The sequence below is a fragment of the Gulosibacter sediminis genome (genome assembly GCF_014904065.1).
GTDB lineage: Bacteria > Actinomycetota > Actinomycetes > Actinomycetales > Microbacteriaceae > Gulosibacter > Gulosibacter sediminis.
The window spans coordinates 134-25,487 of record NZ_JACXJG010000021.1; the positions used below are offsets into that span (position 1 = coordinate 134).

General features: G+C 68.8%; 16 protein-coding genes and 5 pseudogenes. 15 read left to right on the plus strand and 6 right to left on the minus strand.

From position 1 onward, the window contains the following. Positions 1–71 precede the first annotated feature (71 nt). The 5 genes and pseudogenes from hpaD to ID132_RS10805 all read right to left on the minus strand — a co-directional run bounded on the left by hpaD (position 72) and on the right by ID132_RS10805 (position 6,756). The gene (gene hpaD / locus ID132_RS10785) at positions 72–1,214 is read right to left on the minus strand and encodes a 3,4-dihydroxyphenylacetate 2,3-dioxygenase (protein WP_193128600.1); all 1,143 of its coding nucleotides are present in this window, start codon (positions 1,212–1,214) and stop codon (positions 72–74) included. Between the two features lie 39 nt (positions 1,215–1,253). After that, positions 1,254–2,722, minus strand: a pseudogene (locus tag ID132_RS10790) (aldehyde dehydrogenase). 30 nt (positions 2,723–2,752) lie between these two features. After that, positions 2,753–3,445 carry a GntR family transcriptional regulator gene (locus ID132_RS10795; RefSeq protein WP_125107717.1) on the minus strand — a complete coding sequence of 231 codons (693 nt, stop codon included), beginning with the start codon at positions 3,443–3,445 and terminating at the stop codon, positions 2,753–2,755. Next, positions 3,445–4,908: a fumarylacetoacetate hydrolase family protein gene (locus ID132_RS10800; protein WP_193128601.1), complete on the minus strand. Its 1,464-nt coding sequence runs from the start codon at positions 4,906–4,908 to the stop codon at positions 3,445–3,447. The genes ID132_RS10795 and ID132_RS10800 overlap by 1 nt, the downstream gene beginning before the upstream one ends. Before the next feature lie 840 nt (positions 4,909–5,748). Continuing rightward, positions 5,749–6,756 carry an MFS transporter gene (locus ID132_RS10805; protein WP_459562485.1) on the minus strand — a complete coding sequence of 336 codons (1,008 nt, stop codon included), beginning with the start codon at positions 6,754–6,756 and terminating at the stop codon, positions 5,749–5,751. A gap of 452 nt (positions 6,757–7,208) precedes the next feature. Here ID132_RS10805 and ID132_RS10810 point away from each other — a divergent pair, with 452 nt between their 5' ends. The 15 genes and pseudogenes from ID132_RS10810 (at position 7,209) to ID132_RS10875 (ending at position 24,662) form a co-directional block, all read left to right on the plus strand. Further along, positions 7,209–7,883 (plus strand): GntR family transcriptional regulator, encoded by a 675-nt coding sequence (locus ID132_RS10810; RefSeq protein ID WP_193128603.1) that lies wholly within the window; start codon positions 7,209–7,211, stop codon positions 7,881–7,883. A 94-nt stretch (positions 7,884–7,977) separates the two neighbouring features. Further along, entirely contained in the window at positions 7,978–9,417 is a 1,440-nt protein-coding gene (locus ID132_RS10815; protein ID WP_125107720.1) for an APC family permease, read from the plus strand. A 92-nt stretch (positions 9,418–9,509) separates the two neighbouring features. Next, positions 9,510–9,674 (plus strand): annotated as a pseudogene (locus ID132_RS15585) (glutamine synthetase); the annotation flags it as partial. 127 nt (positions 9,675–9,801) lie between these two features. After that, complete coding sequence (locus tag ID132_RS10820; RefSeq protein ID WP_459562483.1) at positions 9,802–10,740, plus strand: type I glutamate--ammonia ligase; 939 nt, start codon at positions 9,802–9,804, stop codon at positions 10,738–10,740. Next, positions 10,730–11,893, plus strand: a complete 1,164-nt coding sequence (locus tag ID132_RS10825; RefSeq protein WP_328744269.1) for an amidohydrolase family protein — start codon at positions 10,730–10,732, stop codon at positions 11,891–11,893. The genes ID132_RS10820 and ID132_RS10825 overlap by 11 nt, the downstream gene beginning before the upstream one ends. Beyond that, the gene (locus tag ID132_RS10830; RefSeq protein ID WP_193128605.1) at positions 11,890–13,083 is read left to right on the plus strand and encodes a M20 metallopeptidase family protein; all 1,194 of its coding nucleotides are present in this window, start codon (positions 11,890–11,892) and stop codon (positions 13,081–13,083) included. Before ID132_RS10825 ends, ID132_RS10830 begins: the two co-directional genes overlap by 4 nt. Further along, a complete protein-coding gene (locus ID132_RS10835) occupies positions 13,076–13,969 on the plus strand; it encodes a MurR/RpiR family transcriptional regulator (RefSeq protein ID WP_193128606.1) in 894 nt (297 codons plus the stop codon). The genes ID132_RS10830 and ID132_RS10835 overlap by 8 nt, the downstream gene beginning before the upstream one ends. Then, complete coding sequence (locus ID132_RS10840; RefSeq protein ID WP_193128607.1) at positions 13,966–15,060, plus strand: aminotransferase class III-fold pyridoxal phosphate-dependent enzyme; 1,095 nt, start codon at positions 13,966–13,968, stop codon at positions 15,058–15,060. The genes ID132_RS10835 and ID132_RS10840 overlap by 4 nt, the downstream gene beginning before the upstream one ends. 342 nt (positions 15,061–15,402) lie before the next feature. Next, positions 15,403–16,986 (plus strand): annotated as a pseudogene (locus ID132_RS10845) (Orn/Lys/Arg decarboxylase N-terminal domain-containing protein); the annotation flags it as partial. A gap of 154 nt (positions 16,987–17,140) precedes the next feature. Then, a complete protein-coding gene (locus tag ID132_RS14065; RefSeq protein ID WP_235988503.1) occupies positions 17,141–17,542 on the plus strand; it encodes an Orn/Lys/Arg family decarboxylase in 402 nt (133 codons plus the stop codon). Positions 17,543–17,852: 310 nt separating this feature from the next. Next, a complete protein-coding gene (locus ID132_RS10850; RefSeq protein WP_193128608.1) occupies positions 17,853–19,370 on the plus strand; it encodes a GMC family oxidoreductase in 1,518 nt (505 codons plus the stop codon). Positions 19,371–19,730: 360 nt separating this feature from the next. Beyond that, a pseudogene (locus ID132_RS10860) lies at positions 19,731–20,623 on the plus strand (tyramine oxidase subunit B); the annotation flags it as partial. 211 nt (positions 20,624–20,834) lie between these two features. Then, on the plus strand, positions 20,835–21,956 hold the full coding sequence (gene solA / locus ID132_RS10865; RefSeq protein ID WP_459562484.1) for an N-methyl-L-tryptophan oxidase: 1,122 nt from the start codon (positions 20,835–20,837) through the stop codon (positions 21,954–21,956). A gap of 368 nt (positions 21,957–22,324) precedes the next feature. Next, a complete protein-coding gene (locus ID132_RS10870) occupies positions 22,325–23,434 on the plus strand; it encodes an APC family permease (RefSeq protein ID WP_459562486.1) in 1,110 nt (369 codons plus the stop codon). 129 nt (positions 23,435–23,563) lie between these two features. Beyond that, a pseudogene (locus ID132_RS10875) lies at positions 23,564–24,662 on the plus strand (LLM class flavin-dependent oxidoreductase). On the opposite strand, the gene ID132_RS10880 reads toward ID132_RS10875, so the two are convergent. Then, positions 24,628–25,341, minus strand: coding sequence for a Pr6Pr family membrane protein (locus tag ID132_RS10880; RefSeq protein WP_193128610.1), 714 nt, complete (start codon positions 25,339–25,341; stop codon positions 24,628–24,630). The pseudogene ID132_RS10875 and the gene ID132_RS10880 sit on opposite strands and share 35 nt — an antisense overlap. Between the last annotated feature and the right edge of the window lie 13 nt (positions 25,342–25,354).

The window sequence follows — 25,354 nt, forward strand, 5'->3', positions numbered from 1 at the left end:
GGTGGCGCCGCTCAGGGCAGGGCGGATGCACCGGGCGGCCCGGGCGGCCTTGACGAGCGGCGGGATGCTCGTTAGAGCTGGTTGCCTACCTTGAAGCCCTTGGTGTCGTCGCCCTCGCGGGTGTACGAGAAGCCGTCGGCGCCGATGGTCTGCGCCATCTCGGATGCGTCGGTGCGGGCGATCACCGGCTGCGGCTTGCCGTCGAGGTCGAGCACGAGCGAGGCGTCGGTGTACCACGAGGGCACGACCGGGTTGCCCCACCAGTCACGGCGCTGGTTGTCGTGCACATCCCAGGTGACGACGGGGTTGTCGGGGTCGCCGGTGTAGTAGTCCTGCGTGTAGATCTCGACGCGGTGGCCGTCGGGGTCGCGGAGGTAGAGGTAGAACGCGTTCGAGACGCCGTGGCGGCCGGGGCCTCGCTCGATCGCATCCGAGCGGCGTAGCGCGCCGAGCTTGTCGCAGATCGCGAGGATGTTGTGCTTCTCGTGCGTCGCGAATGCGATGTGGTGCATACGGGGGCCATCGCCGCCGGTCGCGGCGGTGTCGTGCACGGTCGGCTTGCGGCGCATCCAGGCGGCATAGACGGTGCCGTCCTTGTCCTGGATGTCCTCGGTCACGCGGAAACCGAGGTCCTGGTAGTGGCGCACGGCGCGCGGCACATCCGGGGTGACCTGGTTGAAGTGGTCGAGGCGCACGAGCTCGCCCGGAATCTGCAGGTCGTAGCGCCACGAGAGGCGCTCGACGTGGTCGGTCTCGTAGAAGAACTCGTAGGGGAACCCGAGCGGGTCCTCAACGCGCACCGAGTCGCCGATGCCCTTCGTGAAGCCCTCGGGGCGGCGCTCGACGCGGCAGCCGAGCTCCTCGTAGAAGGCGACGGCTTTGTCGAGGTCTTCCGGCGTGCGCACGCGGTACGAGAACGCGGCGACGGCGGCAACGGGNCCCTGGCGCAGCACGAGGTTGTGGTGGATGAACTCCTCGGTCGAGCGCAGGTAGATCGCTTCGTCGTCCTCCTCGGTCACGTGCAGGCCAAGAATGTCGACGTAGAACTCGCGCGACTGCGCGAGGTCGGTGACGACGAGATCCATGTAGGCGCAGCGCAGGATGTCCGGCGCTTCGGCCTTCGGGGTCGCGACTGGGTTCGCGGGCTCGATCGGGGCTTCCTTGGTGACGTAGAAGCCGGCCGACGTGCGGTCTTCTTCTCTAAATGCAGACATTGTTCTACTTCCGTGTAGCTATGTGGTGGGGATGCGGGACTACTTGCCGGTGCCGAAGCGCGGGCTGTGCGCCTCGTTCAGCGTGATCTGAATCGACTGCTGCGTCGTGTAGAAGTCGACCGAGCGGTAGCCGCCCTCGCGGCCAAGGCCCGACGCCTTCACGCCGCCGAACGGGGTGCGCAGGTCGCGAACGTTGTTCGAGTTGAGCCACACCATGCCCGACTCGATCGCGCCGGCGAAGTTGTGCGCGCGCTTGAGGTTCGAGGTCCACACGTAGGCGGCGAGGCCGTACTTCGTGTTGTTCGCGAGCTCGAGCGCCTCCTCATCGGTGTCGAACGGGGTGATCGCCACGACCGGGCCGAAGATCTCTTCCTGGAAGATGCGGGCATCGGGCTTCACGTCGGCGAAGACAGTCGGCGCGACGTAGGTGCCCTCGGGGAAGTTCTCGGGGCGACCGCCACCGGCGAGGAGGCGACCCTCCGACTTACCGATCTCGATGTACTCCATGACCTTCTCGAAGTGGGTCGGGTGCACGAGCGCCGCGACCTCGGTCTTCGGGTCGCCGGGCTCGCCGACGATGATGTTCTTCGCGCGCTCGGCGAAGCGAGCCACGAAGTCGTCGTAGATGTCGCGCTGCACGAGTACGCGCGAACCGGCGGTGCAACGCTCGCCGTTGAGGCTGAAGACGCCGAAGACGGTCGCGTCGAGCGCGGCCTCGATGTCGGCGTCGGCGAACACGACGGCGGNAGGCCCTTGAGCATCGGCGCGGCGTTCGTCGAGAGGGTCGCGCCGGTCGAGCTGTCGCCGGTGAACGAGATGAGGGGCACGTTCGGGTGCTTCACGAGCGCGTCGCCCGCGGTGCTGCCCGAGCCGAACACGAGGTTGAAGACGCCCTTTGGTAGGCCGGCTTCTTCGAAGATCTCGGGCCACAGGGCGGCCGAGAGCGGGGTGTAGCTGGCGGGCTTGAGCACGACGCTGTTACCGGTCGCGATGGCCGGCGCGAGCTTCCACGACTCCTGCATGAACGGCACGTTCCAGGGCGTGATGAGGCCGGCGACGCCGATCGGCTTGCGGTTGACGTAGTTCATCTGGCGGCCGGGCACGCGGAACGCGTTGTCCTGCTGCGAGACGATGAGGTCGGCGAAGAAGCGGAAGTTCTCGGCCGCGCGGCGGGCCTGGCCCTTCGCCTGGGTGATCGGCAGGCCCGAGTCCCAGCTCTCGATGAGGGCGAGGCGCTCGTCGCGCGACTCGATGATGTCGGCGATCTTGTGCAGCACGCGCGAGCGGTCGCGGTTGAGGGCGCGCGACCAGCTGCCCTCGTCGAAGGCGCGCTGGGCGGCGGCGACGGCGAGGTCGACGTCGTCCTTGTCGCCCGAGGCCGTGGTCATGTAGGTCTCGTTGGTGGCGGGGTTGATCACGTCGAAGGTCTTGCCGGACTTGGCGTCGACGAACTCACCGTCGATGTAGAGCTGGATGTGGCTCGGGAGATCTGCGGGACGAGTAGTCATGCGATTTTCCTTACTTGGTGGGTGATGTGGCTAGGCGCGCGGGCCTCGGGCCTGGTCGGTCTTGGCGTTGAGCGAGCGCAGCACCGCGTTCATGGTGTTGAGCCGGTGCTCGCGCGCCTGGGTTTCGATTTGGTCGTGGGATGCGCCGGATTCAATGAGTGCGATGAGCGCCTCGTGCTCCTCGACGGATGCGGTGGAGCGGCCGGGCACGAACGCGAACGACGATTCGCGCATGGTTTCGAGCCGGTGCCAGCCGCGGCGCACGAGGTCGGCGATGTGCGAGTTGTCGCAGTGCTGGAACAGCACGCCGTGGAACTCCTGGTTGAGGCGCGTGAACTTCGCGGCGTCGAGGAGTTCGAGCTCAGTGAGGGCGCGCATCTGCGCGTTGAGTTCGCGCGCCTCGGCGAGGTTCTCGGGCGTGAGCTTCGGCGCCGACTTCGCGGTGGCGTAGCCCTCGACGAGGCTGAGCGTCTCCATCGTCTCGTGGTAGACGTCGCTGTTGAGCATCGTCACCTGCGCGCCCACGTTGTGGACGAACGTCACCGCGCCCTCGGCCTCGAGCATCCGAATCGCCTCGCGCACCGGCACCGTCGAGCAGCCGAGATCGTTCGAGATCTGCGCGAGCACGAGTCGGTAGCCAGGGCCGAACGCACCCGAGGTGATGCGTTCGCGCAAGTAGTTGTACGCCTGCTGCGTCTTCGAGGGTTCGACGGCGGTGGTCATTATTCGCCGGCCTTCCAGGCCTCGTACTTCTGCTTCCACTCTCCGGTGGGAGGGAAGAGGCCGTCGACCTTGTTGCCGGCCTTGACGTGGTCAAAGACCCACGCATCCTGCTTTTCCTGCTCGAACGCGTCGTTGACGACCTCTGCGAACAGGTGCGGCGGAATCACGATGACGCCGTCGTCGTCGCCGACGATGACGTCGCCGGGCTGCACCGTGGTGCCGCCGCAGGCGATCGTCGCGTCGAACTCCCACGGCACGTGGCGGCGGCCGAGCACGGCGGGGTGCGAACCGTTCGAGTAGACGGGGATGTCGAGCTCGGCGACCGCGGCCGAGTCGCGCACGCCCCCGTCGGTGACGACGCCGGATGCGCCGAGCACCTGGGCGCGCAGGGCAAGCACGTCGCCGAGGGTGCCGGTGCCTTTCTCGCCGCGGGCCTCCATGACGACGACGTCGCCGGGNTTGACCGAGTCCATCGCCTGCTTCTGCGCGTTGTAGCCGCCGCCGAACTTCTTGAAGAGGTCCTCACGGTTCGGCACGTAGCGCAGAGTCTTCGCGTAGCCGAGGATGCGACGGCCGGGGTGGTTCGTGGTCGGGCCATCGATCGAGCAGTTCTCGACGCCGCGCTTGCGCAGCTGCGCCCAGAGCGTGGCGACGGCGGTCTCGGCGACCTTCTCGCGCAGTTCCTGCGTGATGACGGCGCGCGGGTCGGTGAGTCCGTCTTTCGCCTTCGAGCCCCACGCCTCCTCGCGCTGGGTGTCGTCAACCTTCGGCTGCGCCCCGAATGCCGCCATCTCGTACGCCGACTCGACGACGTTGGTGACCAGGCGGCCGCTCGACGGGGCGCCGGGCGCGGACGGGGCATCCACCTCGACCTCGACGACGTCGCCGGGCTGCGCGACCGAGCTGCCCGCGGGCGTGCCGGTGAGGATGATGTCGCCCGCCTCGAGCGTCATGAGCTGCGAGAGGTCGGCGACGAGCTGGCCGAAGGGGAACGCGAGCTCGGCCGTGGTGTCGTCTTGCACGAGCTGGCCGTTGAGCCAGGTGCGCACGCGCAGGGCCTGCGGGTCGAGGTCGGCGGCCGGGATGACCTCGGGGCCGAGCGGCGTGAAGCCGTCGCCCGACTTGTTCTTCACGTTCGAGCCCTTGTCGGCGTGGCGGAGGTCGTAGAGGCCCCAGTCGTTCGCGGCGGTGACGCCGCTGACCTTCGACCAGCCCTCTTCGGGGCTGACGCGGCGGCAGGTCTCGCCGATGATGAGGGCGATCTCGCCCTCGAACGCGAGCAGCTCGGTGCCCTTTGGTCGCTCGATGGTGTCGCCGGTGTTGGCGATCGACGTGCCGGCCTTGATGAAGTAGCCGGGGAACTTGGGGGAGCGGCCGCGCTCGGCGATGCGTGAAAGGTAGTTCAGGTGCAAGGCAAGAATCTTGCCGGGGCGGTTGGTGCGGTCGGTGAAGTCGACTGACATTGCGTTTCCCTTCGCGTCGCTGCGATGCTGCTGCGGGTGAGCAGCTGATATACGAAATGATATACGATCGCCTGCCGAGCGCAAGGGGCATTCAGCAGAGGCTCAGTTTTGGGGGTTTGGGCCGGTGGTTTGGCCGGGGCCCGAAGCGCGGGCTCGTGCTGGATGCGCGCGCCTGGGCTGGTGCGCTGGGCTCGTTCGGGTGCGCCGGTTCGGCCGACGTCGTGGCTTCGGCCGCGCTGGTTGGCGTGGCTTGGCGCGTTGTCGGTGGGTCGGATGCGCGGCGCGGACTCACCCGCAGGTGCGGCCAGGTCCCTTACTCACTTGCTTTGCTGGATGCCCTGGCCACGCTAGCGCGCGAGTCGGAGCGTCGCCTCAACGCGGGCGGGGAGTGACGCTGCCGCTTAGGCGGCACCCAAGCCGCAAAGTGTCCCCGCCATCCCACTTTCTTCGCGAAAAGTGGGATCTCAGGGACACCCTGTGGTGGTCACGACCGGGTTGTCTCATCGAGGTGGCGCAGAGTGTCCCCAATGTCCCGGTTTTCGCGCGAAAAGTGGGANTTCGGCGACACCCTGCGTGGCCAGCGCGAGGTGCGCGCTCAGCTGTCGCCAGCATCCGGATGCGGTGGGGCCATCCGTGCGGCCCCGGCCGCGCGCTGGCCGAAGCCAGCCTCGAGAGCCACCGACACACCCCGCGCCCCACCGAACCAGCCCTGCCAACGCCCCGTCCACATCCCTCGTCCTTGCCCAAAACCGCACCACCGCGAACCGCCACCTACCCCGGAAACGCCAAAAGCCGTCGGGCCTCACAACCTGGCGGCTTCGGGCAGCGAACTCCGACCCCTTACACCTCAAGCTTGTTGAGGTCGGCGCCCTTCGTCTCGCGGAAGAAGAACGACGCGATCAGCGTCACGCCGCACAGCCCCATGACGTAGGCGTTGAACAGCCACGGCTGCTCGAGCGACACGAACAGCTGGTTCAGGTACGGCGCGGTGCCACCGAACACGGCGACGGCGAGCGAGTAGGCGAAGCCGATGCCGCGGCCGCGCACGTAGGTCGGCAGGCTCTCGGCCTGCACCGCGGCGAGGGGCGAGTTCGCGAGCGCCCAGATCGACAGGGCGAGGCCGACGGTCAACGTCAGCGTCCACGGCTGGTCGTTGACGAGCAGGCTGAACGGCACGGTCACGCCAATCGCGAGCACCGCGAAGAGAACGTACATCGGCTTGCGGCCGATGCGGTCGCTGAGGCGGCCGAGGAACGGGCTCACAACGACGCAGGCGAGCTGGCCGATGACAGTCGCCCAGTACGCCGCGCTCGAGTCCATGCCCTGCTCGTTGATCGCGTACGTGGTCATATAGGTCATCCACACGTAGTTGAAGCAGGTGACGCCCGAGATGAGCGCGATGATGCGCACCGTCATCGCGACGACGCGGCGGCGCGGCACCTTCGGGTGCTCGACCTCCTGAGCGGCATTCTCGAAGACGTCGCTCTCGCTCATCTTGCGGCGCATCCAGAGCACGACGAGTGCCATGACGCCGGCGACAAAGAAGGGAATGCGCCAGCCGAACTCGCCCATCGCCTCGTCGCCGAGCGTCGAGTTGAGCAGCGCGCCGACGAGGAACGCGAGCACGCTACCACCGATGATCGACACGCCTGTTACCGAGCCCCACTGGCCGCGCCGGTCGTTCGGCGCGATCTCGGCGATGTAGGTGATGGACGCGGTGGACTCGCCACCGTGCGCAAATCCCTGCACGCAGCGCAGCACGAGGAGGAATACCGAGGCCCACACGCCGACCATCGCGAAGGTCGGCATGAGGCCGATGAGGAAGCAGGCGGCCGCCATCATGAGCATCGTGGTGAGCAGCACGGCCTTGCGGCCGATGCGGTCGCNGCCAGCCGAAGAAGATGCCACCGATGGGTCGCATCAGGAAGCCGACGGCGAAGACGGCGAACACCGAGAGGATCGCCGGCGCTCTGCGAGCGAGATGGTGGTGTGGCTCGACGGTGACGGGTCGTGTGTGGTGGTCTGTGCCATCACGGCGTCCTTTCATCGGTGTCGCGCTCGACGGTGCGCGCGGCAGGGTGGTGGGGTGGGCCGGGGGAGTTCGGCTGCGGCGCGTCAGTGCACCGGGTGGATGTGCTGGCGACGTTGCCGAGTCGGGTCGAGGGATGGGCAACCCGCGACAGAGAGCATCGTATGTCAGTATTGTCGCCAATTACACTTCGATGCCGGATACATCTCGCCCAAATCTCCAAAAATGGCGCCAAAGCGCGAGCGGCGCGCGGCTCCGCGATAATCACCACATGGCATCTGAGTCGATGAACCTCGCGTCCGCCGCGCACGGGCAGACGGGCGAGCATATCGCGCAGTTGCTGCGCGACGACATTCTCTCGGGCGAGTTCCTTCCCGGCGCGCGGCTCGGGCAGGTCGACCTCGCCGATCGGTACGGCACGACGCGAGCACCGATCCGTGACGCCCTGCGTATCCTCGCCGCGACTGGCCTCGTCTCGCACGTCGCGAACGCCGGGGCGCGGGTCACCCGGTTGAGCGCCGACGAGTGCGCCGAGCTCTATCGGATGCGCGAGCGGATCGAGCCGCTGCTGTTCGAATACACCCTGCCGCAGCTCACCGGCGACCAGCTTGCGGAGCTGCAGCGGCTTGCGGATGAGATGGCCGAGACCGAGGATCCTGAGCGATTTGTTCAGCTCGACCGCGAGTTTCACGACATCACCTACGCACCCGGCTCGACGCATCTGCTCGCCGACACGGTGCGAAACCTCTGGGATCGCACCCAGCACTATCGGCGCCAATACGTGAACAACGCGCGGCCGCATGGTGATCGCGCGTCGGATCACGACCACCAGCTGCTGGTGAAGGCGTGCGCGGCGCGCGACGTCTACGAGGCCGGCCAGATCATTGAGCTGCACGTGCGGCGCACGCGCCTCAACCTCGCCGAGCATCCCGAGATTTTCCGCTAACGATCGACTGAATCAAGAATTTCAATAGCCATATAACGAAGCGCTGTTGTAACGTACCTTTCACAACCACGCATTGCGGATGAAAGGCCATCCCATGGCACACGACGACGTCGTCACCACCACNAGCGCGCCAGCAAAGCGCCCGCTGCACACCTGGGAAATCACGGCGATTTCCATCGGCTTTATGGGCCCCGTTATGGCGATGTCGCTCAACGGCATCGGCGTCGCGGGACTCGTCGGCAAGGCCGTCCCCTTCACGTTCCTCATCTCGTTCATCGGCACGCTGCTCGTCGCTTACGGCTTCGTGCGACTCACCCGCCGCATCACCCACGCCGGCTCGGTCTACGCGCTCGCCGGCATCACGCTCGGCCCGCGCGCCGGCTTCTTCGGCGGCTTCGCGCTGCTCGGCACCTACATCTTCTTCGCGGCCTGCATCGTCGGTGCCTGTGCCGTGTTCTTCGAGGCGATGCTCGGTGAAATGGGCGTCGTTATGGCCCCGGGCACGTGGATGATCGTCGCGGTCGTCGTCGGCGTCATCGCCCTCGTGCTCAACCTGCGCGAGTCGGCAATCGTCGCCCGCACGCTGCTCGGCATTGGCTTCGTCGGCGTCGCCGCAATGCTCGTGCTCGCCGTCGTGATCCTCGTGACCATCGCCACCGGCAACGCCCCGGTCAGCACCGGCATCGACCTCTCGACGCTCACGCCGGGCGACGCCCCGATCACCGCGATCATGACCGCCTCGGTCTTCGGCTTCCTCAGCTGGGCCGGCTTCGAGTCGGGCTCCTCGCTCGGCGAAGAGACTGACAACCCCAAGCGCGTCATCCCGCGCTCGCTGCTCATGGCGGTCATCATCGGTGGCCTTGTCTACGTGTTCATGATGTTCGCGCAGACGCTCGGCTTTGGCACCGACGCCGCCGGCATCGAGGCATTCGCGAGCGCCGCGTCGACGCTGACGACCCTCGCGTCGACTTACATCGGCTCGTGGTTCGCGGTGCTCATCTCGATCATCGCGTTCCTCGTCGCCTTCGGTGCGTTCCTCAGCTCGTCGACCGCCGCATCCCGCTTGCTCTTCGCGCTCGCGCGTGACGGCTTCGGCCCGAAGCGCCTCGCCAGCCAGCACCCCGTGACCAAGGTGCCGACGGTGGCCGTCTCGGTCGCGGTCGTGCTCACGACCCTCATGGCGCTCGCGCTCGGTGCATTCGGCGCCACGAGCGTCGACGCGTACTACTGGTACGCCACCATCGGCACGCTCTGCATGGTCATCGCCTACGGCATGACCTCGGTCGGCGTGATCCGCCACACTTTCCGCCCCAACTCGGGCATCGCGAAGTGGGAGCTCATCTTCCCGATCGCCGGCCTCGTGTACCTGGTCTACGTCTACGTCATTCAGGTGGCCGGCCAGGTCGCCCCATATACCTACTTCCCGTGGATCGCCGGGGCCTGGTGCCTCGTCGGCCTGATCATCGTGGTGAGCTGGCCCGCGCTCGCGAAGCGCATCGGCGGCCGCCTCACCATTGAGGAGATTGACGCATGAGCACCAGCCAGCAGCCCCAGCAGCAGCCCGGCGACGACGAGCTCGTCTTTTTCGCGACGAGCGACCTCGCCGCCCGCACGAAGGGCCGCGCGATGCGTGCCGCCGACTTCGACGACGACACGACCCTCGGCTGGGTGCCCGCGAACCTCGGCATCGGCCCGCTCGGTCACATCGTCGAGGGCATCCCATACGGGTCCTCGGGCGACCTCCGCCTCAAGCCCGACCTCAGCTCGCGCACCCGCATCGAGGGTGTGGCGGGCCGCCCGGCGTTCGACCTCATCTTCGCCGACATCGTCGAGACCGACGGCCGGCCGTGGGAGTCGTGCCCGCGCACCTTCCTCAAGGATGCGGTGGCCGAGCTCGAGCGCGACTTCGGNCATCACGGTGACCTCGGCCTTCGAGCACGAGTTCGTCGAGCTCAGCGCGACGAGCGACCCGCACCCGTTCTCGCTGCAGGACTTCCGCAACGCCGAGCCGGTCGGCTCACAGCTCGTCGACGTGCTGCACCGTGCCGGCGTCGAGCCCGAGAACTGGCTGCCCGAGTACGCGCCGCACCAGTTTGAGATCACGGTCAAGCCGTCCGACCCGCTCACCGCGGCCGACCGCGCCGTGCTCGTGCGCGACATCGTGCGCGACGTCTATGACGCGAACGGCCGCAGCGTCAGTTTCGCCCCGACTACCTCGCCCGGCTCGGGCGGCAACGGCGTGCACGTGCACTTCGGCCTCTACGGCCCGAACGGTGAGTCGCTCGTGTTCGACGCGAGCCGCGACGGCCGCGTCTCCGAGCTCGCGGGCCGCTTCGCCGCGGGCATCATCGCCCACGCGCCGGCCATGACCGCGCTGTTCGCGCCGCTCGTCACGAGCTACGACCGGCTCGCGCCGCACAACTGGTCGACCGCATCCGCCTTCCTCGGCCTGCAGAACCGCGAGGCGCTCGTGCGCGTCTGCCCGACCAACGAGGTCGACGGCCGCGACCCCGAGCGCCAGCTCCACTTCGAGTTCCGCGGCGGCGACATCGGCGCCAACCCGTGGCTGATGCTCGGCATGATCCTGCGCGCGGGCATCGCGGGCCTGCGCGGCGAGCTCGAGCCGGCCCCGGTCATTCACGGCGAGGTCGACCTCGAGGGCGAACACCGCGACCTGACTTGCCTGCCAAAGAGCCTGCCCGAAGCCATCGAGACGCTGCTCGCCGACGAGACCGTGCGCGGCTGGTTCTCGCCGAACCTCATCGACACGTTCGTTGCGGTCAAGCGCGACGAGCTCGAGCATGTTGAACCGCTCAGCCCGGCCGAGCGCTGTGAGGTGTACAACCGTGTCTTCTAACGGTGACCCGCTCGCGCGCCTCGACGACGTCGCGCTGTTCGACCACCACTGCCACGGCGTCGTCACGAACGACCTCGACCGAGAAGAGTTCGAGGCGCTCATCTCCGAATCCTCGCGCCCGGCGACCGTCGGCACGACCCGCTTCGACTCGCAGGTGGGCTTCCAGATTCGCGCGAAGTGCGCGCCGGTGCTCGACCTCGAGCCATTCGCGACGCCCGAAGCGTACCTCGAACGTCGCCGCGAGCTCGGCGCCGACGAGGTCAATACGCGCTTCCTACGCGCCGCGCACATCCGCACGCTCGGCATCGAAACCGGCCACGCCGCCGATACGATCAACACCGTCGACGACATGGCGCGGCTCACCGGCGGCACTGCCCACGAGATCGTGCGCCTCGAGCGCCTCGCCGAGCAGGTGGCCGAGGCCGCGCACGACTCGGGCGCAACGGCGGCCGAGCTACTCGAGCGAATCGAGGCCGAACTGGATGCGCGGCTCGAGCACGCGGTCGGCGTCAAGTCGATCGCGGCGTACCGCATCGGCCTCGACTTTGACGCCGCGCGGCCCACGCAAGCCGAGGCGGTTGCCGCAGCCGGGCGGATGCTGCAGGCGAGCGCGCCGCTGCGGCTCGACGACCCGGTCATGATTCGCCACCTCATCTGGCTCGCCATCGACCGGGCGTGCGTGCTGCAGTTCCACATCGGCTACGGCGACGACGACGTCGATCTCGACCGCTGCAACCCGCTGCTGCTCACGAAGCTGCTGCGCGCATCCGCCGACACCGGCGCCCGCTTCGCGCTGCTGCACTGCTACCCGTTCCACCGCGAGGCGGGCTACCTCGCCGACGTGTTCCCGCACGTCTACTTCGACGTCGGGCTCGCCGTGAACTACACCGGCGCCCGCTCGGCCGCGATCGTCGCCGAGTCGATCGAGCTCGCGCCGTTCGGCAAGATCCTGTTCTCGAGCGACGCGTTCGGCGCGGCCGAGCTCTACTACCTCGGCACCGAGCTGTTCCGTGCTGGCCTGGCCGAGACGCTCCGGCGCTTCCATGAGGTCGACGGCTGGCCCGTCGACGAGTGCCGTCGCGTGGCCCGCATGATCGGCTACGACAACGCCGCCCGGCTCTATGGCGTCGACGACCGGGAGGCGGGCCGGTGAGCGAGGCACTCGACACCCTGCGCGAGCAGTGGCTCACCGCGCTCGCGGCCGAGCTCCCCGGCGCCGTGAAGTTGCGCCGCGAACTTCACCAGACGCCGGAGCTCAGCGGCGCCGAAGCCGGCACCGCGAAGCGTGTCGCCGAAGTAATGGGCATCGAGATCACGCCGGTCGCCGACACCGGCGGTTACGGCCGCATCGGCCCCCGCACCGGCCCGAGCGTCGGCCTGCGCGGCGAACTGGATGCGCTGCCCGTTGCCGAGGCGACCGGCCTTGACTGGTCGTCGACGAACGGCGCGATGCATGCGTGCGGGCACGACGTGCACCTCGCCGCGCTCACCGCGGTGGCGCGCGCGGCCCGCGGGCTCGAGCTGCCCTACGCACTCGTGCCGCTGCTGCAGCCGCGCGAGGAGGCGTATCCCTCGGGCGCCCGCGACATTGAAGAGGCCGGCGTGCTCGGTGCCCAACGCGTCGCGCACGTCATTGGCGTGCACGTGCATCCGGGCGTCGCGCTCGGGGCGGTGTCGACTGGCGCGGGCTTCGTCAACGCCGAGGCCGGCGAGCTTGAGATCGAGGTCGCGGGCCAGGGCGGCCACGGCGCGTACCCGCACGCGGGCGCTGACGTCGCCGCCGCGGTCGCGCAGATTGTCATGGGCCTGCCCGAGATGCTGCGCCGCATTGTCGACCCGATGGAGCCGGTCGTCATCAGCGTCGGCACGATCCAGGTCGGCAACGGCGCGGCAAACGTGCTGCCCGATCACGGGCGTATCCTCGCCACGATTCGCACGACGGGGCCAGACACGACCGAGCGGCTCGTCGAGGCGATCAGCCGCTTCGTCGCCGCGCAGGCCACGGCGTACGACTGCACCGGCACCCTTCGCCACACCGAGGGCGAGCCGGCGCTCATCAACGATCACGAGCTCGTCGAGGTGCTCGACACCGAGATCGAGCGGGCCGGGCTGCAGCCGACCGAGCCGATGCGCTCGCTCGGTGCCGACGACTTCTCGTTCTTCAGTGAGGTCGTGCCGAGCGCGATGTGCTTCGTCGGCGTGCGCAGCGCGGGCAAGGCCTCGCTGCACGACGCGACCTTCCTGCCCGACGACGGCGCACTCGAGCGCGTCGCGCGCACGTTCATCGCCGGCTATCTCGCGGCCTGCCACCGGCTCGAGGCCGAGGGGGCGCCCCGTGAGTGACGAGACGGCGGCCGACCGCAGCGTCGCCGAGCTGATCAAGCTGCACTTCGCCGAGTTCACGGCCGCCGAGAAGCGCACCGCCCGCGCGCTCGTCGCCGACTACCCGGCGGCGGGACTTGGCACCGTGACGCAGCTCGCCGAACGCGCCGCGGTGAGCAGCGCGACGATCGTGCGATTCGCGCAGTCGCTCGGCTTCGATGGGTTCCGCGAGTTTCAGGACCGCCTGCGCCACGAGCTCGGCACGCGCGAGGACTCGGCGCTGAGCCAGGCCCTGCGGCGCGAATCCGCGTCGGGCAGCGTCAAGGTCGGCACGCTCGCGGCCTCGCAACGCGCCTTCACCGAGGGAATTGAGCGCACCTTCGACTCGCTCCGCGATGACGAGGTGCGCCAGCTCGTGAGCTGGCTCGCCGACCCGAAGCTGCGCATCACGGCGCGAGGCGGGCTCTATTCGGGCCTGCTCGCGCAGCACCTCGTGAAAGAGCTCCTGCTGTTCCGCCCGAACGTGCTCGAATGCCCGCGCGACCCGGTCGAGCTCGCGACGCAGCTTGTCGACACCGGCGCGAAGACCGACGTATGGGTCGTGTTCGACTTCCGCCGCTACACCACCGAGACCGAGCGCATCGTGCGGCAGGCGAAGTCGCACGGCGCGCGCGTCGCACTCATCACCGACCGCTGGCTTTCGCCGATCGCTGCCATCGCCGACGTCGTCATGAGCTGTCGCGTCGAGGCGAACGGCCCCTCCGACAGCCTCGTGCCGGGCCTCGCCCTCGTCGAGGGTCTCTGCGAGCTCGCTGTCGAGCAACTCGGCGACGCCGGCATCGCGCGCCTGCGCCAAATCGATCCACTGCGCACCGAACTCGAGTCGGGCATCCGGGAGGACTCATGACCGCGCCCCAGGCACTCACCGACGCCGCGCGCGAGGTCGAGCTCGCCGCCTACGCCGACGACCAGGATGCGGTGGCCGGCGTCGAGCACCTCCGCTTCTTCCCGCTCGTGGTCGCGTCGGGCCACGGCTGCACGCTCGTCACCCCCGCGGGCCGCGAGCTGCTCGACTTCTCGGCGAGCTGGACCGCGTCGGCGTTCGGGCACGGCAACCTGGCGATTGCGGCTGCGGTGCACGCGGCCGCGCTGCGTGGCGCCGGTGCCTCGGTGCTCTCGTCGGCGGTCACCGAGACGACCCGGCTCGCGCAGCGCCTCGTCGACCTCGTGCCGGTGCGGCTCGCCGAGCGCGCCTACCTCGGCCTCGGCGGCACCGACGCAAACACGGTCGCCATCGCCGCGGCCCGCAGCGCGACGGGCCGCGCGGGCATCCTGTCGTTCAGCGGGAGCTACCACGGCGGGCACGGCCCCTCGGCTGCGGTCTCGGGCATGGGGGTCGAGCCCGGTGCGAGCGCGCACGGCCATGTGCTCGACTACCCGACCGACGTGGCCGGTCTGGAGCGCGTCACCGCCGAGCTCGAGGCTGCCCTTGCCGCACGCGAGACCGCCGCGGTCATCGTCGAGGCGGTGCAGTGCGACGGCGGCGTGCGCGTGCCCCACGCCGACTTCTTGCCGACGCTGCGCCGCGCGTGTGACGACACCGGCACGCTGCTCATCGTCGACGAGGTGAAGGCGGGCCTCGGCCGCACCGGCCGCCTGTTTGCCTTCGAGGCGAGCGGTATCGAGCCGGACCTCGTCACGCTCGGTAAGTCGCTCGGCGGCGGCCTGCCGATCTCGGCCGTCGTCGGCCCGGCGTCGGCGCTCGGCTCACCGCGCGCATCCGCCCTGCTCACCACCGCGGGCAGCCCGGTGCCGGTCGCCGCAGCCCACGCGGTGCTCGACCTGCTCGCCGNACGGCAACCTCGCCCGCAACGCAGCCGGGCTCGAGGCGCCTGCGCGGCAGCGGCTCGCCGGGGCCCGGGCGGCCGGGCGGCCCGGTGCCGCCGCGATTACCGAGGTGCGCGGCCGCGGCCTGCTGCTCGGCGTCGAGTTCGGTGACGCCGGTGGCAGCACGGGCGCCGAACTCGCTGCCCTCACCGTGTACCGCGCGTGGGAGCTCGGTTGCGTGCTCTACGTCGTGCGCGACAACGTGCTTGAAATCACGCCGCCGCTCGGCATCACCGACGTCGAGCTCGACGCCGGCCTCGANTCATCCTCCGCGCCGCCGACGACGCGGTCGCGGGCGACGTGCCCCGCAGCATCCTCACCGAATTCGGCGGCTGGTAGCCGCGCCCATCTCTATAGAAAGGAACGACAGTGCAACACTCCGGACTCTCCGTCGCCTTTGCCGCGGGCACGCGCCCGGTCGGCACCGAACTCACCGCCTCGATCGCACGGCTCATGGCCGAGCTGCGCGAGCTCGGCTCGGCCGCGGTCGACGTCACCTCGGTCGCGAACCCGAGCGCGTTCGCGCGCACCCTCAACGACAAGGCGCTCGTCGTCTACGTCGTGCCGGACGCGGCTGGCGAGGCCGAGCATGGCGACCTGCGCGAGTTCGTGCGCGCGATCCGCGCTGTGAACGCCGAGCTGCCGCTGTTCCTCTTTGGCGAGCAGCTCACCGCCCGCCAACTGCCGACCGAGGTGCTGCGCGAAATCGAGGGCGTCATCAACGCCTATGAGGACACCCCCGAATTTGTCGCGCGCACCCTGCAGCGCGAGGCGACGCGCTACGTCGAACGGCTCGCGCCGCCATTCTTCCGCGCGCTGACGAACTACGCGAACGACGGGGCCTACTCGTGGCACTGCCCGGGGCACTCGGGCGGTACCGCGTTTCTCAAGTCGCCGGCCGGCACGCTGTTCCACCAGTTCTTCGGCGAAAACCTGTTGCGCAGCGACGTCTGCAATGCGGTTGAGGAGCTCGGGCAGCTGCTCGACCACACCGGCCCGGTCGCCGAGTCCGAGGCCCGCGCCGCCGAGACCTTTGGCGCCGACCACCTCTACTTCGTGACGAACGGCACGTCGACCTCGAACAAGATCGTCTGGAACTCGGCCGTCGGCCCCGGCGACATCGTCCTCGTCGACCGCAACTGCCACAAGTCGATCCTCCACGCGATCATGCTCACCGGCGCGATTCCGATCTACCTCATGCCCACGCGCAACCGCGCCGGCATCATCGGGCCGATCCCGCGCAGCGAGTTCGACCCGGCCGAGATCCGACGCAAGATCGAGGCGCATCCGTTCATCGCCGACAAGACTCGCACCCCGCGCATCCTCACCCTCACCCAAAGCACGTACGACGGCATCGTCTACAACGCCGCCGAGATCAAGCGCACGCTCGACGGGCATGTCGATGTGCTGCACTTCGACGAGGCGTGGCTGCCCCACGCGCGCTTCCACGAGCTCTATCGCGGAATGCACGCGGTCGACGATCGCGCCGAGCGCACCGAACGCTCGCTCGTGTACGCGACGCAGTCGACGCACAAGCTACTCGCGGGGCTGTCGCAGGCGTCGCAGATTCTCGTGCAGAACGCCGAGTCGTCGAGGCTCGACACGAACATCTTCAACGAGGCGTACCTCATGCACACCTCGACCTCGCCGCAGTACGCGATCATCGCGAGCTGCGACATCTCGGCCGAGATGATGCGCGGCGTCGGCGGGCACGCGCTCATCGAGGAGGCGATCACCGAGGCGATGGAGTTCCGCCGCGCGATCATCCGCATCGGCGACGAGCAGCCGGAGGGCGACTGGTGGTTCGGCGTGTGGGGGCCCGATACTCCGCCGCGCGAGGGGCTCGCCGAGCGCTCGGAGTGGGAGCTCACGAGCGAGCAGACGTGGCACGGCTTCGACGCAGTCGATGACGGTTTCACGATGCTCGACCCGATCAAGGTGACGCTGACGACGCCCGGTCTGTCGACCTCGGGGGAGTTTGGCGAGAGCGGGATTCCCGGGCTTGTGCTCTCGAAGTACCTCGCCGAACACGGGGTCGTCGTCGAGAAGACGGGGCTCTACTCGCTGTTCATTCTCTTCACGATCGGCGTCACGAAGGGGCGCTGGAACACGCTCATCGCCGAGCTGCACCGCTTCAAGCGGCTCTACGACCGCGACGTTGAGGTGCGCGAGGCGATGCCCGAGTTCGCCGATGAGCATCCGCAGTACGCCGAGCTCGGTCTGCGCGAGCTGTGCGATCGCCTGCACGCGGCCTACCGCGGCTTCNGATATCGCGAACCTCACGACCGACATCTACCTGGATGCGCCGGAGGTTGCGCTGCTGCCGACGGATGCGTGGGCCGCGATGACCTCGGGCCGCATCGAGCACGTCGCGATCGACGACCTCGCGGGGCGCGTTACCGCCGTGCTGCTGACGCCGTACCCGCCGGGCATCCCGCTGCTCGTGCCGGGGGAGCGGGTGACCGAGCGCATCGTCGAGTACCTGCGGGTCGAGGCTGAGCTCGCGGCGCAGTTCCCTGGCTTCAACGGCATCACCCACGGCCTCGGCACGGCCGCCGACGGCACCCACACCGTCGCCTGCGTCGTCGAGTAGGGCGCTGGGGCGGCTTTCCTGCCGCAGAGTGTCCCCAACATCCCACTTTNTCCGCGAAAAGTGGGATGTCGGGGACACCCTGTGCGGTCAACGTCACCCGCGAGGGCAACGGCTCTGACTATCCGATGCGGTTTTCTAGGTTTGCTGCGGTTGCGACCGCACCCGCCGCGACCCCACTTGTCGCCCAGCGCACGGTCCTTCACAACGCGCGCAGCCCGCCGTCCGAAAATACTGACTCTTCAGTCAGTTTTCGTAGAGTCGCGCTTACCGCGTCATCCATGGTGGCTGGCGCCAACTCAAGGGAGAGTACATGTCGCACTTCATCGTCGTCGGCGCCGGTTCGGCCGGTTCGGTCGTCACCCGCCGCCTCATCGATGCGGGCCACCAGGTCACCCTGATCGAAGCCGGTGGGTCGGACGTCAACCCCGCGATTCAAGACGTCGGCCGCCTCGGCGAGCTCTGGCTCAGCAAGGACGACTGGGGCTACTTCACGACCCCGCAGGCCGGCGCGGCCGACCGCAAGCTGCACTGGCCGCGAGGCAAGGTGCTCGGCGGCTCGCACTCGCTCAACGCCACCATCTGGGTGCGCGGCGCGCACGGCGACTACGACCGCTGGGAGCGCGAGGGCGCCGAGGGCTGGAGCTGGGCTGACGTTGCGCCCGTGTTCAAGCGCATAGAAAAGACCACGGTCGGCGACGACGAGCTGCGGGGCCGCGACGGACTGCTCGACATCACCGTCGACGGTTACCGGCACAATCCGGTCTTCGAAGCGATGCACGAGGCCGCGGTCGCGGCCGGCGTGCCCGCGAACCCCGACTACAACGGCGAGTCAATCGAGGGCGTCGGCTGGGAGCAACTCACCGTGCGTGACGGCGAGCGCCGCAGCTCCTACCGCGCCTACGTCGACCCGATCAAGGACCACGAGAACCTCACGATCCGCACCGGCGTGTGGGTGACGAAGCTGCTGCTTGATGGCGACCGCGTCACCGGCATCGAGGCCGAAATCGACGGCGCGACCGAGCAGTTCACCGCCGACGAGGTCATCCTCTCGGCCGGCGCGCTCGACACCCCGCGAATCCTGCTGCTCAGCGGCATCGGCCCGCGCGACCACCTCACCGAGGTCGGCATCGACGTGCAGCACGAGCTGCCGGGCGTCGGCGAGAACCTGCAGGACCACGTGCTCGCGCCGGTCATTGCGCAGACCACGACCCGCGACATCCCCGAGCGCGACGTCAACGAGCCGGTTTCACAGATGCACCACTTCACGACGTTCCGCGAGGGCTCCGACGTGCCCGACACCCAGCCAATCTACTTCGACGTGCCGATGGTGAGCGAGTTCCAAGAGCCGATCCCGAACGCGATCACCCTCCACGCCGGTCTGGTGCGCCCGACCTCGCGCGGCACGTTCCGCCTCGCGTCGAATGACCCGCACGACGTCGCGCTGCTCGACCCGCAGATTCTTTCGACCGACGAAGACATCACGAGCCTTGTCAATTCGGTGAAGCAGTGCCGCGAAATCGCGGCGCAGGCCCCGCTCGCCGAGGGGTGGGGCGCCGTCGAGGTCTACCCTGGCCCCGAGGTGCAGACCGACGAAGAGATCGCCGCCTACGCCCGCAAGAACTGCGTGACCTACCACCACCAGGTCGGCACTTGCCGCATGGGCAGCGACGACCTCGCCGTCGTCGACCCGACGAGCCTCAAGGTGCGCGGCCTCGAGGGCGTGCGCGTCATCGACGCCTCGGTCATGCCCTCGGTCACGAGCGGCAACACGAACGCGCCGTCGGTCATGATCGGCGAGCGCGGCGCCGACTTCATCCTCGGCAACTAGCGCCACAACCCCACCAAGCCGGCCCACCGCATCCACCCCGACGAGGGCGGATGCGGTGGGCCGGCCGTGTTTCCGACACCCGCCGCGCGACCTTACGCGTAACTGCCGCGGGATGACTCGGGCGGCCCAACGCTTGCCCCGAGCGCACAGGCGCGCCCAAACCGGCCTGCGGCGCCGCGGCCCGGCCTAGCGTTAACGCTCAACGGCAGCGAGGCCGTCCGCCCACAAGGCGGAATCCGTCGACGCAACCTCGAAGGACTGACTTCGAGCGGCAATGGAGCCCGCATCGACTTTCTGTACCTGAACGAACCCGACATGATCGCGGCCGGCGTCACCGAGATGCCCCAGTGCGTCGACGTCATGGAGGAGACCCTGAAGCTCGCGGGCCGCGGCGACTTTCGGATGGCCGGGGCCGAGGGCAACTCGCACGGCGCGATGGTGACGTTCCCGGCGCAACCCGAGCACGAGGGCATGCCCGCCGACGGCCCCCACCGCCGCTTCATGGCGATGCCGGCGTACCTCGGCGGCAGCTTCCGCATGTCGGGCTGCAAGTTCTACGGCTCGAACCTCGCGAACNGCACGGCCTGCCCCGCTCGATCCTCATGTTCACGCTTTCGGACGCCGACACCGGGGCCCCCATCGCCTACATGTCGGCGAACCTGCTCAGCGCCTACCGCACCGGCGCGGTGCCGGGCGTCGGCGCGCGCCACCTCGCGACCCGGGATGCGCGCACGGTCGGCATCGTCGCCCCCGGCGTCATGAACCAGACCTCGCTCGAGGCGTTCGTCGCGGTGCGCCCGAGCATCACGACGGTCAAGGTGAAGGGTCGCAGCGCGGGCAGCACGCAGGCGTTCGTCGACTGGGCGCGCGCGACGTTCCCCCAGCTCGACGTGCGGACGGTCGACACGGTCGAGGAGGCGGTGCGCGACAGCGACATCGTCTCGATCGCGCCGACGACTCCCGCCGGCAGCGAGCACTACCTCCGCCTCGAGCGCGAGTGGCTCAAGCCCGGCGCGTTCGTGTCGCTGCCCGCCGACATCATGATCGACGAGGCGCTCGTCGACGGTGCTCGCCACTTCGCCGACCACCGCGGCCTCTACGAGGAGTGGCAGCGCGAGCTGCCCGCCCCCGCGCACGAATACGTCGGCCTGCTCGGCATGTATCTGCTCGACCGCGTCGGCGCCGGCACGCTCGCGTCCGAGCGCTTCGAAAACCTGCCGGATGTGCTCAACGGCACCGCGGAAGGGCGCCGGAACGACGACGAGATCATCCTCTTCTCGGTCGGCGGCATGCCGATCGAAGACGTCGCGTGGGGCANCCGCGGTCTACCGCAACGCCGTCGAGCGCGGCATCGGCACCTCGCTCAACCTCTGGGATGCGCCGGCGCGCGCGTAGATAAGGAACAGCAAGATGGCACAGCACAAGCCCACCATCGTCGTCATCGGCCTCGGTTCGGTCGGGTCGATGACCGCCTGGCAGCTCGCGAAACGCCAGGAGGCGAACGTCATCGGCATCGAGCAGTACGGCCGCGTGCACTCGCACGGCTCGTACGCGGGGGAGTCCCGCGTGTTCCGCGCCGCGTACCACGAGGGCGGCCTCTACGTGCCGATGCTGCTCGAGTCGCGTGAGCTCTGGCGCGAGCTGCAGGTCGAGTCGGGTCGCGAAATCTATCTCGAGGCCGGCACGCTCTCGATCGCGCAGGAGTCGCAGCCCGAGTTCCAGACCACCCTCGAGTGCGTGCGCGACTACGACCTGCCGCACCGGGTCTTCAGCACCGAGGAGCTGCGCAAGGCGTACCCGCAGCACAACATCTTTGACGGCGACGTGGCCGTGCTCGACGAGTACGGCGGCGGCCTGCGCCCCGAGGTCGCGATCATGTCGGCCCTCGAACTCGCCGAGAACGCCGGCGCCGACCTCCGTTTCAACACCGAGGTGCTCGGCCTCGACNAGCAGCCCGGCGGCGTCGCGGTGCGCACCTCGCGGGGCACGATTCAGGCCGACAAGGTCATCGTCGCGAGCGGCTCGTGGACGAAGCGAGTGCTGCCCGGGCTCGACGCGCTGCTGCGCCTGCTGCCGCTCGGCCTCACCTGGTTCATGGTGAAGGACCCCTCGCAGTTCACCCCCGACAAGTTTCCAACGTTCCTGCGGGACCACGGCAGCACCCACTTCTTCGGCGTGCCCACGCTCGACGGCTACAGCATCAAGGCCTCGGGCAATCCGGTGTGGCCGGTCGAGCGTGACGTCGCCGACGTGCCCACCGAGTACACGTCCGAGCAGCTCAACCTGCTCGGCCAGCGTGCCGCCGAACTGCTCAATGGCATCAACCCCGAGCCGGTGCGCGCGAGCGTGCACCACTGCGCCTACACCCCGAACCGACTGCCGGTGCTCGACCTCAGCCCGAGCGAGCGCATCATCGTCGCGGCGGGACTCTCGGGCCACGGCTTCAAGTTCGCGACAGCGTTCGGCGCCGCCGCGACCGAGCTCGCCCTCGAGGGCGAGGCGCGCTTCGGCAACGAGGCGTTCACCCTCGCCGCCCACTTCGACTACCTCGCCGAGCACGGTGCCTACTCGGGCACCGGGCACTAACCCTCCCCGACCGAACCGAAAAGAAAGCACTCCGATGACAACGTCGTCACCTCTGCCGCAGCGCCGCCTTGGCGTGCTTGCGATTGCCTTCATGATCATCGCCGCGTCGGCACCCCTCACCGCGATCGCGGGCGGGGCACCGACCGGCTTCGCCGTCAGCGGGCTCACGGGCGTGCCCGCGAGCTACATCGTGCTCGCCGCGGTGTTCGCTGTGTTCGCCTTTGGCTACGCCGCAATGGCCCGTCACATCGAGAACGCCGGCGCGTTCTACGCCTACGTCGCCCGCGGCCTCGGCCGCCCCATGGGCGTCGGCACCGCGGTCTCGGCNCGTCGTCGCCTACGCCTGCATGCAGATCGGCATCTTCGCGATGTTCGGCTTCAGCATCGCCGACTGGCTGTCTAGCCGCTTCGGCATCACCACGCCGTGGTGGCTCTGGGTGCTCGTCGGCATCGTCATCGTTGGCGCCCTCGGGCTGTTCCGCGTCGACTTCTCGGCGAAGGTCATCGGCGTGCTCGTCGCGCTCGAGTTCCTCGTCGTGCTCGTGTTCGACATCATCGCCCTCACGGTCGCGCCCGAGGGGTACAGCCTCGAGCCGGTCAACCCCGCGTCGCTGTTCACCCCGGGCGTCGGTGTGCTTCTCGCCTTCGGCGTGGCCGCGTTCATGGGCTTCGAATCGGCGGCGATCTACGCGAACGAGGCGAAGGACCCTCGCCGCACGATCGCCCGCGCGACCTTCCTCGCGGTCATCGTCATCGGCGTCTTCTATGCCATCTCGGCGTGGTCGCTCACCGTTGCCTACGGCCAGTCGAACATCGTCGAGCAATCGGCCGATCTTGGCCCCGGCCTACTCTTCGCGTTCCTCGGAGAGCACGCCGCGAGCATCCTCGTCGATTTCGCGAATGTCCTCTTCATTACCAGCCTGTTCGCGGCGCTCATGTCTTTCCACAACGCCGTCTCGCGCTACTTCTCGGAGCTCGGGCGCGAGGAGGTGCTGCCGAAGGCCTTCGGCCGCCTCAACCGCTCAGGCTCGCCCGTCGTCGGCTCGCTCACGCAGAGCCTCCTCGCGCTGCTCGCGACGATCGGCTTCATCATCGCCGACACCGGTGACCCGCTGTTCCCCGTGCTCACGATGTTCACGTGGCTCACGAACACGGGCGCCTTCGGCCTCGTGCTGCTTATGGTGCTCGTCGCCATCGCCGTCATCGNCGTTCTTCCGGCGGGATGCTCGGGGCGTCGGCATCTGGTCGCGGCTCGTCGCGCCGGCGATCTCGGGCGTCGCGCTCGCGGTCGTGTTTGCGCTCGTGCTCATGAACTTCGACCTCATGCTCGGCCGGGAGGAGTCGAACGCGACCACGTTCATCCTGCCCGCGCTGATCATCGTGCCGGGCATCGTCGGCGTGCTCTACACGCTCTGGCTCCGCGGCGCGCGGCCCGAGCGGTACGCGCTCATCGGTGCCGAAATGACCCCGAAGACTGAGGTCGTCGGGGTCGACGAGCTCAGCTAGGCGCTCGTTCGCGCACGGGCCGGTGCGCATCCTGGGAATGGAAGCGCGTCGGCCCGTGTTCAATTGTGGTGAATGACTTTTCAAGCAAATTGGAGCGAGCGATGACCGACCAGACCAGCGCGGCCGAGATCCCGGCCGAGGTAGACCCCGATGCCCTCGTGTTCGGCATCAACACGTTCGGCGACCTCACGCAGCGCGCCGATGGTGAGCTGAATAGCCACGCGCAGACCATTCGCGAGATCGTCGAGCAGGGCGTGTTCGCCGAGCAGGTCGGCATCGACCTCATCGGCATCGGCGAGCACCACCGCGACGACTTCGCCGTGTCGTCGCCCGAGATGGTGCTCGCGGCGATCGCGGCGCAGACCGAGCGCATCCGCCTCGGCTCGNCCGTGACGGTGCTGAGCTCGGACGACCCGGTGCGCCTCTACGAGCGCTGGTCGACCCTCGACGCGCTCTCGCAGGGTCGCGCCGAGATCATGATCGGCCGCGGCTCGTTCACCGAGTCGTTCCCGCTGTTCGGCTTTGAGATGCAGGACTACGAGCGCCTCTTCGAAGAAAAGGCGCAGCTCTGGTCGCAGCTCGCGGCCGGCGGCCCCGTCACCTGGACCGGCTCGGTGCGCAAGCCCCTCACCGACGTCTCGGTCTACCCGCCCGTCGAGCCGCAGGCCGACGGTACCCCGGGGGTGCTACCGACGGCGGTCGCGGTCGGCGGCTCGCCCGAGTCGGTGATCCGAGCAGCGCACTACGACTTCCCACTCATGCTCGCGATCATTGGCGGTGGCGTGAGCCGCTTCGCGCCGTTTGCGAACCTCTACCGGCAGGCGCAGGCGAAGTTCGGCCACGAGAGCGCCGTGATCGGCTACCACTCGCCGGGCCACATCGCCGCGACCGACGCCGAGGCGAAGGAGCAGCTCTTCGAGTTCTGGCAGGCGAGCACCACACGCATCGGCGCCGAGCGCGGCTGGCCGGCCGCCACGCGCGAGCAGTTCGAATCGGGCATCGCCGGCGACGGCGCCCTGCACGTCGGCAGCCCCGACACCGTCGCTCGCAAGATCGCATTCGGCATGCGCTCGCTCGGCGCCCAGCGCTTCGACCTCAAGTATCAGTCGGGCCAGATGCCCCACGAGTACGCGATGTCGTCGCTNGAAGCTCTACGGCGAAGAGGTCATTCCGCGCGTGCGCGAGCTGTTGGCCGACTAGCGAGCCGCACCCGCAGCAGCCCGAGCACGTGCAGCACGACGGCGACGGCGAGGAACGCGACGAACACCTGCGCCGACGTCGCGATCACCGAGCCCCAGCCGCCGGGCCCGGTCGGGTCGAGAAAGGCGTACGGGTACCAGCCGACGATGCCGCCGCGCACCCACGTGTAGACGAGGTAGAGCAGCGGGTAGGCGAGCCAGGCGAGGGGCCGACCCCACGAGGCGCGGCGCGTCTGCGTGATGACGAGCCAGCCGACGAAGCCGAGCATCGGCGTGATGCGGTGTAGCAGGATGTTCGACCACTCGAGATCCCAGCGCGCCAGTTCGCCCGGCGCAGCGACGAGAATCGCGTAGATGAGGCCGGTCATCACCATGTAGAACGCGGCGGCGCCGCGCAGGTCGTCCCACCACAGCGGCAGGCTCGCGCGGGCGCGCAGCGCGCCGACGATGAGCACGATGCCGAACAGCAGGTTCGAGATGTTCGTGAACTGCGACATCGACTCGATCAGCGTCGACTCGACCATGCCGTTCGCGGCGCGGTAGAAGTTCCAGGCGACGCCGGCGAGCGCAGCGAGGCCGAGCGCGAGGCGCAGGATGCGCACCCAGGCTCGGTCTGGATGCACGGCCCGGTTCGTGCGTGCGTAGCGGTTGACCGCGGGCAACGTCGTCGTTCTCGCCATACGGGAACGCTAG

Excerpts from the sequence above, each read along its gene's own strand:
- ID132_RS10795 (WP_125107717.1), bottom strand. The coding sequence starts at position 3,445 with ATGACCACCGCCGTCGAACCCTCGAAGACGCAGCAGGCGTACAACTAC.
- ID132_RS10805 (WP_459562485.1), bottom strand. The coding sequence starts at position 6,756 with ATGCTCATGATGGCGGCCGCCTGCTTCCTCATCGGCCTCATGCCGACC.
- ID132_RS10810 (WP_193128603.1), top strand. The coding sequence starts at position 7,209 with ATGGCATCTGAGTCGATGAACCTCGCGTCCGCCGCGCACGGGCAGACG.
- ID132_RS10850 (WP_193128608.1), top strand. The coding sequence starts at position 17,853 with ATGTCGCACTTCATCGTCGTCGGCGCCGGTTCGGCCGGTTCGGTCGTC.
- ID132_RS10880 (WP_193128610.1), bottom strand. The coding sequence starts at position 25,341 with ATGGCGAGAACGACGACGTTGCCCGCGGTCAACCGCTACGCACGCACG.